The sequence below is a fragment of the Streptomyces sp. NPDC043876 genome (assembly GCF_056435825.1).
Genome location: NZ_JBWKDV010000005.1, coordinates 528537 through 542282, shown reverse-complemented (window position 1 = coordinate 542282; position 13746 = coordinate 528537). Strand labels below are relative to the sequence as shown.

The 13746-nt window shown below is 73.4% G+C and carries 12 protein-coding genes and 1 rRNA gene; 7 read left to right on the top strand and 6 right to left on the bottom strand.

The window, feature by feature from the left end:
* Window positions 1-191 (bottom strand): 16S ribosomal RNA (locus AC0693_RS19710); the annotation flags it as partial.
* 731 nt (window positions 192-922) lie between these two features.
* On the opposite strand from AC0693_RS19710, the gene AC0693_RS19705 reads away from it, so the two are divergent.
* Both AC0693_RS19705 and ptsP read left to right on the top strand, forming a co-directional pair.
* On the top strand, window positions 923-1372 hold the full coding sequence (locus AC0693_RS19705; RefSeq protein WP_356410994.1) for a PTS sugar transporter subunit IIA: 450 nt from the start codon (window positions 923-925) through the stop codon (window positions 1370-1372).
* A gap of 74 nt (window positions 1373-1446) precedes the next feature.
* A complete protein-coding gene (gene ptsP, locus AC0693_RS19700; protein ID WP_356410991.1) occupies window positions 1447-3117 on the top strand; it encodes a phosphoenolpyruvate--protein phosphotransferase in 1671 nt (556 codons plus the stop codon).
* Between the two features lie 88 nt (window positions 3118-3205).
* Here ptsP and AC0693_RS19695 read toward each other — a convergent pair whose 3' ends face one another.
* Complete coding sequence (locus tag AC0693_RS19695) at window positions 3206-4198, bottom strand: hypothetical protein (protein ID WP_478802403.1); 993 nt, start codon at window positions 4196-4198, stop codon at window positions 3206-3208.
* Window positions 4199-4256: 58 nt separating this feature from the next.
* Entirely contained in the window at window positions 4257-6239 is a 1983-nt protein-coding gene (locus tag AC0693_RS19690) for an acetoacetate--CoA ligase (protein WP_478802402.1), read from the bottom strand.
* 258 nt (window positions 6240-6497) lie between these two features.
* Here AC0693_RS19690 and AC0693_RS19685 point away from each other — a divergent pair, with 258 nt between their 5' ends.
* Entirely contained in the window at window positions 6498-8903 is a 2406-nt protein-coding gene (locus AC0693_RS19685; RefSeq protein WP_478802401.1) for a glycoside hydrolase family 31 protein, read from the top strand.
* 110 nt (window positions 8904-9013) lie between these two features.
* Here the strand turns inward: AC0693_RS19685 and AC0693_RS19680 are convergent, their stop codons facing one another.
* Window positions 9014-9580 carry an NUDIX domain-containing protein gene (locus AC0693_RS19680; protein ID WP_478802400.1) on the bottom strand — a complete coding sequence of 189 codons (567 nt, stop codon included), beginning with the start codon at window positions 9578-9580 and terminating at the stop codon, window positions 9014-9016.
* A 23-nt stretch (window positions 9581-9603) separates the two neighbouring features.
* On the opposite strand from AC0693_RS19680, the gene AC0693_RS19675 reads away from it, so the two are divergent.
* From AC0693_RS19675 to AC0693_RS19660, 4 genes are all read left to right on the top strand, one after another.
* Complete coding sequence (locus tag AC0693_RS19675) at window positions 9604-10305, top strand: M15 family metallopeptidase (RefSeq protein ID WP_478802399.1); 702 nt, start codon at window positions 9604-9606, stop codon at window positions 10303-10305.
* Between the two features lie 13 nt (window positions 10306-10318).
* Window positions 10319-10657, top strand: a complete 339-nt coding sequence (locus tag AC0693_RS19670; RefSeq protein WP_478802398.1) for an Mpo1-like protein — start codon at window positions 10319-10321, stop codon at window positions 10655-10657.
* Window positions 10658-10740: 83 nt separating this feature from the next.
* The gene (locus AC0693_RS19665; RefSeq protein ID WP_478802397.1) at window positions 10741-11235 is read left to right on the top strand and encodes a Zn-ribbon domain-containing OB-fold protein; all 495 of its coding nucleotides are present in this window, start codon (window positions 10741-10743) and stop codon (window positions 11233-11235) included.
* A complete protein-coding gene (locus AC0693_RS19660; protein ID WP_478802396.1) occupies window positions 11232-12443 on the top strand; it encodes a lipid-transfer protein in 1212 nt (403 codons plus the stop codon). Before AC0693_RS19665 ends, AC0693_RS19660 begins: the two co-directional genes overlap by 4 nt.
* 243 nt (window positions 12444-12686) lie before the next feature.
* Here the strand turns inward: AC0693_RS19660 and AC0693_RS19655 are convergent, their stop codons facing one another.
* Complete coding sequence (locus AC0693_RS19655; RefSeq protein WP_356410965.1) at window positions 12687-13307, bottom strand: GTP-binding protein; 621 nt, start codon at window positions 13305-13307, stop codon at window positions 12687-12689.
* On the bottom strand, window positions 13288-13743 hold the full coding sequence (locus AC0693_RS19650; RefSeq protein WP_356410962.1) for a DUF742 domain-containing protein: 456 nt from the start codon (window positions 13741-13743) through the stop codon (window positions 13288-13290). Before AC0693_RS19650 ends, AC0693_RS19655 begins: the two co-directional genes overlap by 20 nt.
* Window positions 13744-13746: the final 3 nt, after the last annotated feature.

Genomic DNA, 13746 nt, shown 5'->3' with positions numbered 1-13746 from the left:
CCCATGCAGGCAGGAGTGTTATCCGGTATTAGACCCCGTTTCCAGGGCTTGTCCCAGAGTGAAGGGCAGATTGCCCACGTGTTACTCACCCGTTCGCCACTAATCCACCCCGAAGGGCTTCATCGTTCGACTTGCATGTGTTAAGCACGCCGCCAGCGTTCGTCCTGAGCCAGGATCAAACTCTCCGTGAATGTTTACCCGTAATCGGGTGCCCACTCGCGTTGAGCGGGACAGTCATGCCGGAATATGGCCGACCATCCACTGCGTCCTCGCTGTTGTGGTTGCCTGCAAGCACCCGAAGGCCTCACAGGTCTTTTTCAAAGGAACCTCATCCACCGAAATGGACGGGGTATCAACTTCTGGCGTTGATTTTTGGCACGCTGTTGAGTTCTCAAGGAACGGACGCTTCCTTCGTACTCACCCTCGCGGGTTTTCCTCCGGGCTTCGTTCTTCGTTTCCGACTCTATCAGACTCTCTCGTGTCCGATTCCCGGTCGAAACGGGATCCTGCTTTTCGCTTTCCAGGTTTTCGCTTTCGCGTTTTCCTTTTCGGCGAGTCCGACTCTATCAGCGCTTTTCCCGCTTCCCGACCACTCTCTCCGTCCGCCTACAGGCAAACGCAAAGAACACGGGTTGAAGATCAGCGATCCAGAGGAGGTGTCCCGTCCATCAGCGGTTCGTGAGGTGTTCACACGACGCGTCCTGGCGGGAGTCACGACAGTACAGCTCCGCCGATGCCCGCGCAAATCGATTCAGGCGTATGGTCTAGTCCACTAGGCCGTCGCGGCGAGCACGCAGGGCTTCCGTCAGGAGGTGTACTTCGTGACGAACCGGGATGTGTCATGACTTACCCTTCTCAAAGTATGCCGTCCGGACACGTTCTGACGGCGACACGAAGCAGCCCCACCCCCTGGGAGGCCCCCATGACCAGCGTGACGTCCCCACTTGCCGGGCGCGCCATCGGACTCGCGGCAGTGCCCGATCCGGTGTTCTCCGGCGCCATGGTGGGACCGGGCACCGCCATTGATCCCGTGCGCGAGCCCTCGGAGGCGGTGTCCCCCGTCGACGGTGTGGTCGTCTCTCTGCACCCGCACGCCTACGTCGTCGTCGACGCCGATGGGCACGGCGTGCTCACGCACCTCGGGATCGACACCGTCCAGCTCAACGGCGAGGGCTTCGAGCTGCTCGTGAACAAGGGCGACACGGTGACCCGCGGCCAGACCGTCATCCGCTGGAACCCCGCCGCGGTCGAGCAGGCCGGCAAGTCGCCCGTCTGCCCCGTGGTGGCCCTGGAAGCGACGCCCGACTCCCTCACCGATGTCGTCGAGGCCGGAGACGTGAAAACCGGAGACGTGCTCTTCGGCTGGCAGTGACGCATCCGCCCGCACGGGCGAATCGGACATCCAACGCGGCGGGTGGGCCCGCCGCTCAATCGGAGACGGGTGAAATGGAGACAACGCTGCGAGGCGTCGGCGTGAGCCACGGTGTGGCGATCGGCGAGGTTCGGCACATGGGGACGGCGGTTCTCGAACCGCCGGCCAAGCAGATCGCCGCGGAGGAGGCGGAGCGCGAACAGGGGCGCGCCCGTCAGGCCGTGGACGCCGTGGCGGCCGACCTGATCGCGCGCGGCCAGCTGGCCGGTGGCGAGGCCCAGCACGTGCTCGAAGCCCAGGCCATGATCGCTCAGGACCCTGAGCTGATGGCCGACGTCGACCGCCGGATCGCTGTCGGGAGCACCGCCGAGCGCGGTGTGTACGACGCGTTCGCCTCCTACCGCGAGCTGCTCGCCGGCGCCGGGGAGTACATGGCCGGCCGGGTGGCCGACCTGGACGACGTGCGGAACCGCATCGTGGCCCGCCTGCTGGGCGTGCCCATGCCGGGCGTGCCGGACAGCGACGAGCCGTACGTGCTGATCGCGCGGGACCTGGCTCCCGCGGACACCGCGCTGCTCGACCCGACGCTCGTCCTCGGTTTCGTCACCGAGGAAGGCGGCCCGACCAGCCACAGCGCGATCCTCGCGCGGGCGCTGGGCGTGCCGGCCATCGTCGCGCTGCCGGGTGCCGGTGAGATCCCCGAGGGCACCGTGATCGCCGTCGACGGCAGCACCGGTGACCTGTTCGTGGACCCGACTCCGCAGAAGCGCGCGGAGCTGGAGGCCGCGGCCGCCGAGCGCCGGGCCGCGCTGTCCGCGTCGTCCGGTCCGGGCGCCACGTCGGACGGTCACAAGGTGCCGCTGCTGGCCAACGTCGGCGGTCCGGCGGACGTGCCGGCGGCCGTCGAGGCGGGGGCGGAGGGTGTGGGCCTGTTCCGCACCGAGTTCCTGTTCCTGGACGACAGCAAGAAGGCGCCGACCGAGGAGAAGCAGGTCGCGGCCTACCGCGCCGTGCTGGAGGCCTTCCCCGAGGGCCGGGTCGTCGTGCGCGTCCTGGACGCGGGCGCCGACAAGCCGCTCGACTTCCTGACCCCGGCCGACGAGCCGAACCCGGCTCTGGGCGTGCGCGGCCTGCGGGCGCTGCTGGACCACCCGGAGGTGCTGCGTACGCAGCTCACCGCGCTGGCCAAGGCGGCCGAGGGCCTGCCGGTCTACCTGGAGGTCATGGCCCCGATGGTGGCCGACCGCGCCGACGCCAAGGCGTTCGCGGACGCCTGCCGCGAGGCCGGGCTGCGGGCGAAGTTCGGCGCGATGGTGGAGATCCCCTCCGCCGCGCTGCGGGCGCGCTCGATCCTCCAGGAGGTCGAGTTCCTGTCGCTGGGCACGAACGACCTGGCGCAGTACGCCTTCGCGGCCGACCGCCAGGTCGGTGCGGTCTCCCGCCTCCAGGACCCGTGGCAGCCCGCGCTGCTCGACCTGATCGCCATGTCGGCCGAGGCCGCCAGGGCGGAGGGCAAGAGCTGCGGCGTCTGCGGTGAGGCCGCTTCGGACCCGCTGCTGGCCTGTGTCCTGACGGGTCTGGGTGTCACCTCGCTCTCGATGGGCGCCGCGTCGATCCCCTACGTGCGGGCGACGCTCGCGAAGTACACGCTCGCCCAGTGCGAGCGCGCCGCCGCCGCCGCGCGTGCGGCGGACAGCGCCGAGGAGGCCCGCGTGGCCGCCCAGGCGGTGCTTTCCGGCGAGTAGCCGGTGCCCCGCGAGGGGTGATGTGGTCGGGACGAGGGGCCTTCGCCGGTGGCGGGGGCCCCTCGGCCGCTCCGGTGCCTCCTCCGGTTCAGTGGGGCGGTCCCGCCTCGTCCACCTCGTACCCGGGGCAGTACTCGACGCCCGGTTCCGGCGGGACGGGCTCTCCGGTGTCGGCGTCGGTGCAGTACGCGTTGAACACGGCGGCTGCGGAGAGGGTGACCAGGCGGCCGCGGTCCAGGCGCCAGCCGTGGACCCGGTCGCGGAGGTCCCCGGTGGTGGTGCGCAGGACCAGGCCGCCGGGGCCGCCGAGGGCGAGGCCGGTGGCGAGGACAGTCACGAAGTCGAAGCGCTCGCGTCCTTCCGCCCCGGGCGGGGCGGCGGGGTCGCCGGTGGTGTCGGCGTGCAGTACGGCGACGAGCTGTTCGTCCTGGGTGGGGACGCTGCACACCAGGTGGTGGTGGCCGGGTCCGGCCCGCTCCAGCAGCCGCCGCAGGATCAGGGCCGCCCGGTCGAAGGAGGCCTGGCCGATGTCCTCCCCGCAGTCGGCGCAGCTGCCGATCCCGGAGAGCAGGACGGTGGCGTACTCCCAGGTGGCCTGGCGGACGGCCTCGTCCACGAGGCGCGGGAGGAGGGCGCTCAGTGGTTCCTCCCCGTAGGGCAGGGAGGCGGCGGTGCCGGCGAGGTCCGCGGTGAAGCGGGTGCGGGCGGCGGAGGTGTCGGGGTCGGTGCCCCGCTCGGCGCAGTGGTCGGCGTACTCCTCGGGGTCGAAGAGCACGACGGTGGTGTGGATGCCGCGCAGGGCGAGGGACCTCAGAAGCGCGTCGGCCTGGTTGAGGTAGTCCTCGTGGTCGGTGAAGGTGAAGCTCCGGTAGCCGCGCATGGCCGCGAAGTCCCCGGGGTCGGCGATGACGCCGAGCGTGCCGGGGATTTCGCGGCGCAGGCCGCGGCGGGCCCGGGAGGCGCCCCCGCCGCCCCCGCCGCCGCGTCCGCCGCCGCCCCTCCTGCCGTTTGCGCCTCCGCCCGCGGCGCCGCGCGGGCGGCCTCGGGTGCTGGTCGTGTCCGTGTTCCTGCTGTCTGCCATGGCTCCCCCTGAGTCGCACCGGTCGATGCTCACTCAGCGTAACCACGGCCACTGACAGTCACCCCTGGCGTCGGGTGCGGGCCAGCTCCTCGTAGAAGTCGAGGAGGTCGAGGTTGTCGACCGAGCCGGGGTTCACGGCCTTGGCCAGCGGCGCGCCCTGGAGCAGGCGCTTGACCGGCACCTCGATGCGCTTGCCCGTGAGGGTGTGCGGGACGCCGGGGACCTCGATGATCTCGTCGGGGACGTGGCGGGGGGAGAGTTCCTCGCGGATCGTCGTCTTGATCCGGGCCCGCAGGTCGTCGTCGAGACGGGCGCCGGGGGCGAGGTGGACGAAGAGCGGCATCCAGTAGCCGCCGTCCGGTTCCTCCAGCCCGATGACCAGGGATTCCTTGATCTCCGGCAGGCGCTCCACGGCCTCGTAGATGTCGGCGGAGCCCATCCGCACGCCCTGGCGGTTGAGCGTGGAGTCGGAGCGGCCGTGGATGACGACCGAGCCGTGGTCGGTGATCGTGATCCAGTCACCGTGCCGCCAGACGCCCGGGAACATGTCGAAGTAGCTGTCGCGGTAGCGGCTGCCGTCGGGGTCGTTCCAGAACCGGATCGGCATGGACGGCATGGGGTTGGTGACGATCAGCTCGCCCACCTCCCCGGTCACGGGCTTGCCCGCCGGGTCCCAGGCCTGGAGGTCGGTGCCCAGGCAGGCGGCCTGGAGTTCGCCGATGTGGACGGGCAGGGTGGGGACGGCGCCGGCGAAGCAGCTGCACACGTCGGTGCCGCCGCTGACCGAGGCGATCCACAGGTCCTCGGCGACTTCGTCGTGCAGCCAGCGGAAGCCGTCGGGCGGCAGCGGGGAGCCCGTGGTGGCGACGCACTTCACCGCGGAGAGGTCGAAGTCGCGCGCGGGGTGGACCTCGGCCTTGCGGCAGGCCATCACGTAGGCGGCCGAGGTGCCGTAGAGGGTGGCCTTCGTGCGTTCGGCGATCCGCCACTGGGCGCCGGTGTCCGGGTAGCCGGGGCTGCCGTCGTAGAGGACCACGGTGGTGCCGGTGAGCAGGCCGGAGACGAGGAAGTTCCACATCATCCAGCCGGTGGAGGTGTACCAGAAGAACCGGTCCTGCGGGCCCAGGTCGCAGTGCAGGCCGAGCTGCTTGAGGTGTTCGAGCAGGATGCCGCCCTGCGACTGGACGATCGCCTTGGGCAGGCCCGTGGTGCCGGAGGAGTACAGGACCCACAGCGGGTGATCGAAGGGGACCGGCTCGAAGACCGGTTCGCTCTCGCCCGCGGTCAGGGCGGACCAGTCCAGGGTGCCCTCGGGCGCGGGGGTGCCGATCAGCGGGATGTGGACGACGGCCCGCAGCGAGGGGAGGTCGGCCCGCAGTTCGGCGACGGTGTCGCGGCGGTCGTGCTCCTTGCCGCCGTAGCGGTAGCCGTCGACGGTGAACAGGACGACGGGTTCGACCTGCTGGAAGCGGTCGAGGACGCTGCGGGCGCCGAAGTCGGGGGCGCAGGAGGTCCAGACGCCGCCGACGGCGGCCGTGGCGAGCAGGGCCACGACGGCTTCGGGGATGTTCGGGAGGTAGCCGCTGACGCGGTCGCCGGGGCGCACGCCGAGGGCGCGCAGCTGCGCGGCGAGCGCGCCGACCTGGCGGCGCAGCTCGGCCCAGGTGACGGGGACCGGCTCGTGGGTCTCGTCGACGTGGAGCAGGGCGGCTTCGCCGGCGCGCGCCGGGTCCTCGCCGGCGCGCAGGGCGTGCTCGGCGTAGTTCAGCGTGGCGCCGGTGAACCAGCGTGCGCCGGGCATGGTGCGGTCGGCGAGGACAGCGGTGTAGGGAGTGGTGAAGCGGACGTCGAACCACTCGGCGACGGCCTGCCAGAAGGTGTCCAGCGCGTCCACGGACCAGCTGTGCAGGGCCGGGTACCCGCCGGTGGCGGGGGCGCCGTGGTGTTCGGCGGCCCAGGCCTGGAAGGCCGTGATCCGGGCCGCCGCGATCCGGTCGGGGCCCGGGGCCCACAGGGGTTCCGGCGGAGTGGCTGAGGTCATGGGTCGGCTCCCGGTCGGTCTGCGGCTCGCGCTTCGTGTGCGTGCGCCCGTGCTCGTGCGTGGGTGGCGCGGGTGGGTGCGCCCGTGTGCGTACGGTGCCATCGCGCGGGGGTGGGTGCGCGGCGGCTCACAGGGACGATGCCATGTGATCGACATCCGCACCAGAGTGGTCGGCGGTGGCCGGGTGTGATCCGTTCCCGGGTGAACGGCTGGTGAACGGGGCCCGCCGGGGCCGGGGCCGGTGGCAAAGTGCGCGCCATGAACGGTCGTGATCTGGTGCGTGCGGTCATGGACATCGGTACGGCGGGCGGGCGGCGCGCTTGGCGCTCGGCGTTGCGCCACCGGCGGGCGGACGCGCTGGGGCTCCCGCGCCGGGGTGCGGAGCGGGCGCGCGTGCCGGGGCTGCTGACGGGTGCGGAGCCCGGCCCGGGCGGCGGGGTGCTGCGGTTCGCGCGCTCCGAGCTGGTGGTGCGGGTGACGGTGGGCGGCGCGGTGTTCTGGGGGTGGGACGGGGCCCGGCCGACGCCGTCGTACGCGGTGGTGGGCTCGGGGCCGGAGCCGGATCCGCGAGCGGTGCTGGAGCCGGACACCGGGGGCGGCTGGCGGGTGGTGTCGGAGCGGGTGACGGTGGCCGTGTCCCGGCACGGGCAGGTGGAGGTGCGCACGCCCGGCGGGGCGGTGCTGCGGCGGGAGCGGCCGCCGCGGTGGTGGGAGCCGGTGGCGCCGTCGGGGGGCGGGGAGGCGGACGGGGCCGGGGCGATGGACGGGGACCGGGCGGGCGCGCGGTGGCTGCTGCGGTCCGAGGTGCCGGCCGACGCGCGCTTCTTCGGGCTGGGCGGGCGGGCGTGCGGGCCCCGGCTGCGGGACGGGGTCTACCGGCTGTGGAACACCGATCCGCGGGGCGTTTTCGGGCCGGGCGACGATCCGCTGTACATCACGATGCCGGTGCAGTTCGTCGTCGCCGATGCGGGGACGCACCTGGCCTTCTACGACGACACCTGGGACGGCCGGGTGTCGCTGCGCGAGGGCCAGGAGGGCGCCGGATCGGGCGCGGACCGGCCGGGGGTGAGCGAACTGCGCATGGACGGCGGCCCGTTGCGGTGCTGGGTGCTGGTCGGGACGCCGGCCCGGGTGCTGCAGGGCTGGTCGGGGCTGACGGGCGCGGCCGCGGTGCCGCCGGAGTGGGCGCTGGGCCACCAGCACGCGCGGTGGGGGTTCGGGAGCGCGGCGGAGGTGCGGCGGGTGGTGGAGGGGTACGTGTCGCGGGGGATCGCGCTGGCGGCCGTACACCTGGACATCGACCACTACGACGGGCACCGGGTGTTCACGGTGGATTCGGAGCGGTTCCCCGATCTGCCGGGTCTGGCAAGGGAGTTGGCGGAGCTGCCCGGGGGCGGGACGCGGCTGGTGTCGATCGTGGACCCGGCGGTGAAGGCGGCGCCGGGCGAGGCCCTGCACGCGGCCGGGGGTGCGGTCGGGGGCGCGGGCGCGTTCGTACGGGACGCGCGCGGGCGGGAGGTGCGGGGCGAGGTGTGGCCGGGTGGCTGCGCGTATCCAGACTTCACCGATCCGGCGGTGCGCCGGTGGTGGGGCGACCTGTACGAGGAGCGGCTCGCCAACGGCTTCGCGGGTGTCTGGCACGACATGAACGAGCCGGTGTCCTTCACCCCGTTCGGGGACATGACGCTGCCGAGGTCCGCGCGGCACGCGATGGACGGGGCGGGCGGGGACCACCGGGCGGCGCACAACGTGTACGCGCTCGGGATGGCGCGGGCCGGGTACGAGGGGCTGGTACGGCTGCGTCCGACGGAACGGCCGTTCCTCTTCTCCCGGTCGGGCTGGGCGGGGATGCAGCGGTACGGCGGCACGTGGTCCGGTGACGTGGAGACGAGCTGGCCGGGGTTGCGGGCCTCGCTGGCGCTGGTCCTGGGGCTCGGACTGTGCGGGGTGCCGTATTCCGGGCCGGACGTGGGGGGATTCGGCGGTTCGCCCTCGCCGGAGCTGTACCTGCGGTGGCTGCAACTGGGCGCCTACCTGCCGCTGTTCCGCACGCACGCGGCGATCTGGGCGGGGCGGCGGGAGCCGTGGGAGTTCGGGGCCGAGGTGGAGGAGCACGCGAAGGCGGTGCTGGCCGAACGGGAGCGGCTGCGGCCGTACTTCGTGACCCTGGCGCATCTGGCGGGGCGGACCGGGGCGCCGTACGTGCGGCCGCTGTGGTGGGGGGCGCCGGAGGAGCGGGGGCTGCGGGACTGCGAGGACGCGTTCCTGCTGGGGGACGCGCTGCTGGTGGCGCCGGTGCTGGAGTGCGGGGCGGACCGGCGGGCGGTGCGGGTGCCGCGGGGGCGCTGGTACGACACGGTGACGGGGGTGGCGTACGAGGGGCCGGGGCGGGTCCTGCTGGAGGCGCCGCTCGGGCGGATCCCGGTGCTGGCGCGGGCGGGGGCGGTGATTCCGGTACGGTCCGCCTCCGCCGAGGGGGTGGAGCTGGAGGTGTGGGCGCCGGAGCGGGGGCGGACGGGGGGCGGGGTGGTGGTGCGGGACGCGGGGGCGGGCTTCGGGGCGGGGGTGGTCGAGCGGTACACCTCGCGGTGGGCCGGGGATGGCGTCGTGCTGGAGCGGGACGGCGGTGGCTGTGTCACGGGGGTGACGGTGCGGGGCCTCTAGGGAGGGGGGCGGCCGGGGTGAGGGGCGGGTGCGGCTTCCGGATCGGGGCTCCGCCCCGGACCCCGCGCCTCAAACGCCGGCGGGGCTGGATTTGTCGGGGCTGGGCTGGATCAGCTCGCGCCGATATGGCCTTGGTCCGGTGCGGGGCTGACATTGTCGGGGCCGGGGCCGGTGTAGCGGCCCGCGAACCAGGCGGTGGTGGCTTGGGTGTGGAGGGGGAAGGCCAGGGGGGTGGGGGTGTGGAGGATGTGCCAGCCCGTGGTTTCGTCGGTGGGGGTGGGCGGGGGGAGGGTGGCGGCGGGGCGGGTGGGGAGGAGGCCGAAGATCAGCAGGTGGCCCGCCGGGGAGCTGAGGGCGTCGGCGAGGGTGACGTCGGCCGCCGGGGCGTGGATGCCGGTCTCCTCGCGCAGTTCGCGGACCACCGCTTCGCGCCAGTCCTCGCCGTGGTCGATGAAGCCGCCGGGGAGGGCGACGCCGCCCAGCGCCGGTTCGATCGTGCGCGTGATGACCACGAGGCCGGTGCCCCGGTCGTCCTCGACGGGGAGCAGGGCCACCGCCACCGGCGTGGGGTTGCGGTAGGCCGTGCTGCCGCAGGCGGCGCACCGGCGGGGCCAGTCGGTGGTGGCGAACGGAGTTCCGCAGGCGGAACAGTGCGAGTTCATCAGCGGCGCCGGCATCCCGCGATGGTAGACGAAGGGGCATGAGAACGCTGGCTGTTGTCCTCGCGGTCGCCTCCCTCGCGGCCGCGGTGCCCGGAATGCCGCCGCCCGGCACGGCTCCGGAAGGATTCGTCCTCCTCGGGGCGGTGGCTCCGACGGTCCGCCAGGAGATGCGGTACGCGGGAGCGGACAACTTCACCGGGAGCCCGGTCGACGGTTACGAGGAGCCCGTGTGCCTGCTCGCCCGGCCCGCGGCCGAGGCGCTGGCCCGGGCGCAGCGCGCGGTGGCGGTCCGCGGCTTCGCGCTGACGGTGTACGACTGCTACCGGCCGCAGCGGGCGGTGGACCGCTTCGTGCGGTGGGCCGCGGACGCGGGCGACCAGCGGACCAAGGCGGCGTACTACCCGCGGGTGGCGAAGGACCGGCTGGTGCCCGAGGGCTACATCGCGGCGCGTTCGGGGCACAGCCGCGGCAGTACGGTCGACGTGGGGCTGGTGCGGCTGCCGCGGGGGCGTCCGGTGGACTTCGGGACGCCCTTCGACTTCTTCGATCCGCTGTCGCACACGGACAGCGCGGCGGTCACCGGCGCCGCGCGGGAGAACCGGCGGTTCCTGCGACGGGTGCTCGGGGAGGGGGGGTTCGTGAACCTGCCCGAGGAGTGGTGGCACTTCACCTACCGCCCTGAGGCCTTCCCGGACACCCACTTCGACTTCCCCGTCGCTGTCGGGTCGGTGCGGCCCTGAGTACCGTCGCCCCATGACCTTCGGTTCGTACGAGGAATTCTGGCCCTACTACGTCGCCATGCACTCCCGGGCCGCGACCCGGTGGGTGCACCTGGTCGGCACGCTCACCGGTCTCGCCCTGGCCGCCTATGGGCTGGGGCGGGGCCGCCCGCGGTACCTGGCCGCGCTGCCCCTGATCGGGTACGGGGCGGCCTGGCCCGCGCACTTCCTGATCGAGAAGAACAATCCGGCGACCTTCGGGCATCCGGCGTGGTCGCTGCGCGGGGACGTGCAGATGATCCGGATGATGCTGGCCGGGCGCGACGCGGAGCTGGCGGAGACGGCCGCGAAGTGGCTGGCCGACAACAGGTGACCGCCGACCCGTGACCGCGGCGGGCCTCTCGTGACACACTCCTGACGTTCCGTCAGATTCAGGGGTCGCTGTCAGGAGGGGTCTTGGAACGGACACGCACGCCCGTCGTGAGCGGGTGGTTCACCGATACCGGTACGGACACCGGGACCGGAGCGGGCGCGGAGGCGGACTTCCGGCTGCTCGGGACCCGGTGCTCCGCCTGCGCCGCCGTGTACTTCCCGCGGGAGGACGCCTTCTGCCGCAATCCCGGCTGCGCGGGCGGTGGCGAGCTGGCCGAGGTGCCGCTCTCGCGGTACGGCCGGATCTGGTCCTACACCGACGGGCGCTACCGGCCGCCCGCCCCCTACGTGTCGGACCCCGACCGGCCCTGGACTCCGTACACGCTGGTCGCGGTGGAGCTGGAGGCCGAGCGGATGGTGGTCCTCGGGCAGACCGTGCCCGGGGTGGGCGTGGCCGACCTGGCCGTCGGGATGGTGGTCGAGGTGGTGCCGGGGGTGCTGAACGAGGACGCGCGGACCGGGACGACGTGGACGACCTGGCACTTCCGGCCCGTGGCGGACGACGGGGTGCGGGCATGAGCGGCGGTGACGTGGCGGTCCTCGGGGCCGGGATGCATCCGTGGGGCAAGTGGGGGCGCAGCTTCGTCGAGTACGGGCGGACCGCGGCGCGGGCCGCGCTCGCCGACGCGGGGCTCGACTGGACCGACGTCGGCTCGATCGTCGGCGCCGACACCGTGCGGTCGGGGTACCCGGGGTACGTGGCCGGGGCGACCTTCGCACGGGCGCTCGGCTGGCAGGGCGCGCGGGTCACCAGCGTGTACGCGGCCTGCGCGTCCGGCGCCCAGGCGATCGGCGCGGCCCGGGCGCAGATCCTGGCCGGGCTGGCCGACGTGGTGCTCGTGGTGGGGGCGGACGCGGCGCCCAAGGGGTTCTTCGCCCCGGCGGGCGGGGACCGGCCGGACGATCCGGACTGGCTGCGGTTCCGGGTGCTGGGGGCGACGAACCCGGCGTACTTCGCGCTGTACGCACGGCGGCGCATGGCCCTGTACGGGGACACGGGCGAGGATTTCGCGCTGGTCAAGGTGAAGAACGCGGCGGCCGGGGTGCTCAATCCGAACGCCCGCTACCGCAAGGCCGTCAGCGTGGAGGAGGTCGCCGCCTCGGCGGTGGTCGCCGATCCACTGCGGCTGCTGGACATCTGCGCGACCTCGGACGGGGGCGCGGCCCTGGTGCTGACCAGCATGGACTTCGCGCGGGCGCGCGGGGTGGGCGATCCGGTGCGGATCCGGGCGGTGTCGACGGTGACGCCGACGTATCCGCGGACGGTGCTCGACCTGCCGGACATCGCCACCGACTCCGCGGTGGGCACCTCGATGGACGCTTCCGCGGGGCCGGGCACGGGGTCGTTCCGGTCCTCGATCGCGCGGGCGGCGTACGAGGAGGCGGGCCTCGGGCCGGACGACCTCTCGCTCGCCGAGGTCTACGACCTGTCCACCGCGCTGGAACTGGAGTGGTACGAGGACATCGGCCTGTGCGGCGAGGGCGAGGGCGCGAAGCTCGTCCGGGAGGGGGCGACCGCGCTGGGCGGCCGGGTGCCGGTCAATCCGAGCGGCGGACTGGCGTCCTTCGGGGAGGCGGTGCCGGCCCAGGCGATCGCCCAGGTCTGCGAGCTGACCTGGCAGCTGCGCGGCGCCGCGGGGGGCCGGCAAGTACCCGGGGCGCGGGCGGGGATCACCGCCAACCAGGGGCTGTTCGGGCACGGTTCGGCGGTCGTGGCCGTCCGGTGAGCGGGGCGCGCGGAGCCCGCCCGGCCGTGAACAGGGGCTGTTGCGCGAACGCTTGACGGCCCCCGGCGGCGGGTTCACACTGCCTGCACGGTCGCGCGCCCCGAGCGGGCCCGCCCCCGCGCAACCCCCCGTGTGAGCCGCGGTCCGTACCCCAGTCGGCGGGGGTACGGGCCGCCTCCACGCGGGGCCCGGGCGGCCGCGGCGGGCCACTGGCCGCCGCCGGTATCCCCGCCCGGACCCGGTTCAGGCCCGGGTCGGGCTGCGGCGGGCGCGGGCCAGCGACATGGCGTGCTCCACCACCCCCACCAGGACGTCCTTGACCGATTCCCGGTCGCGCGCGTCGCAGATCAGCACGGGCACCTCGGGGTCGAGGTCCAGTGCCTCCCGTACGGTCACCACCGGATGGCGGTCGGCCCCGTCGAAGCAGTTGACCGCCACCACGAACGGCAGTTCGCGCCGCTCGAAGTAGTCGACGGCGGCGAAGCAGTCCGCGAGGCGGCGGGTGTCGGCGAGGACCACCGCGCCCAGGGCGCCCGTGGCCAGTTCGTCCCACAGGAACCAGAAGCGGTCCTGGCCGGGCGTGCCGAACAGGTAGAGGACCAGGTCGTCCCGGAGGGTGATCCGGCCGAAGTCCATCGCGACGGTCGTGGTGCTCTTGCCCTCCACTCCCCCGAGATCGTCCACGGTGCGGCCCGGCTCGGAGAGCCGTTCCTCGGTGCGCAGCGGGCGGATCTCGCTCACCGCGCTGACCAGGGTGGTCTTGCCCACCCCGAAGCCGCCCGCGACCAGGATCTTCAGGGTCAGCGGTTCGACCGGCGACACCGCGTGCATGGCGCCGGTGCGGCTAGAGCGCCCGAAGGCCATCTATCACCTCACGCAGAATGGACTCGTCCGGCAGTTCCGCGGGCGGGACCGGGCGGGTCACGTGGACCAGGTGGTCGTCGACGAGGTCGCCGATCAGGACGCGGACGACGCCGACCGCGAGGTCGACGTCGGCCGCGAGTTCGGCCACCGACTGGGGCCGTTCCTTGCAGAGCCCGAGGATGTGGGCGTGTTCGGGGGACAGGGTCATGTCCCAGACCGGATCGTCGGCCGCCGCTTCGGCGACGACGAGGGCGATCAGGTCGAGACGGTGCTGGCCCGCGTGGCTGGTGCGGCCGCGGGTCATCGCGTACGGACGGACCACGGGGCCGGCGTCGGCGTCGAACCAGGCCGCCTGGTGGGCGGGGTGGCCGGGGTGGGCGGAAGCGTCGCCGGACGCGGGGGCGTGGTGGTCGGGTTCGTGGCCTGGGTCCCTCATGCC

Coding starts and splice junctions, on each gene's coding strand:
- AC0693_RS19705 (WP_356410994.1), top strand. CDS start 923: ATGACCAGCGTGACGTCCCCACTTGCCGGGCGCGCCATCGGACTCGCG.
- ptsP (WP_356410991.1), top strand. CDS start 1,447: ATGGAGACAACGCTGCGAGGCGTCGGCGTGAGCCACGGTGTGGCGATC.
- AC0693_RS19695 (WP_478802403.1), bottom strand. CDS start 4,198: ATGGCAGACAGCAGGAACACGGACACGACCAGCACCCGAGGCCGCCCG.
- AC0693_RS19690 (WP_478802402.1), bottom strand. CDS start 6,239: ATGACCTCAGCCACTCCGCCGGAACCCCTGTGGGCCCCGGGCCCCGAC.
- AC0693_RS19685 (WP_478802401.1), top strand. CDS start 6,498: ATGAACGGTCGTGATCTGGTGCGTGCGGTCATGGACATCGGTACGGCG.
- AC0693_RS19680 (WP_478802400.1), bottom strand. CDS start 9,580: ATGCCGGCGCCGCTGATGAACTCGCACTGTTCCGCCTGCGGAACTCCG.
- AC0693_RS19675 (WP_478802399.1), top strand. CDS start 9,604: ATGAGAACGCTGGCTGTTGTCCTCGCGGTCGCCTCCCTCGCGGCCGCG.
- AC0693_RS19670 (WP_478802398.1), top strand. CDS start 10,319: ATGACCTTCGGTTCGTACGAGGAATTCTGGCCCTACTACGTCGCCATG.
- AC0693_RS19660 (WP_478802396.1), top strand. CDS start 11,232: ATGAGCGGCGGTGACGTGGCGGTCCTCGGGGCCGGGATGCATCCGTGG.
- AC0693_RS19655 (WP_356410965.1), bottom strand. CDS start 13,307: ATGGCCTTCGGGCGCTCTAGCCGCACCGGCGCCATGCACGCGGTGTCG.
- AC0693_RS19650 (WP_356410962.1), bottom strand. CDS start 13,743: ATGAGGGACCCAGGCCACGAACCCGACCACCACGCCCCCGCGTCCGGC.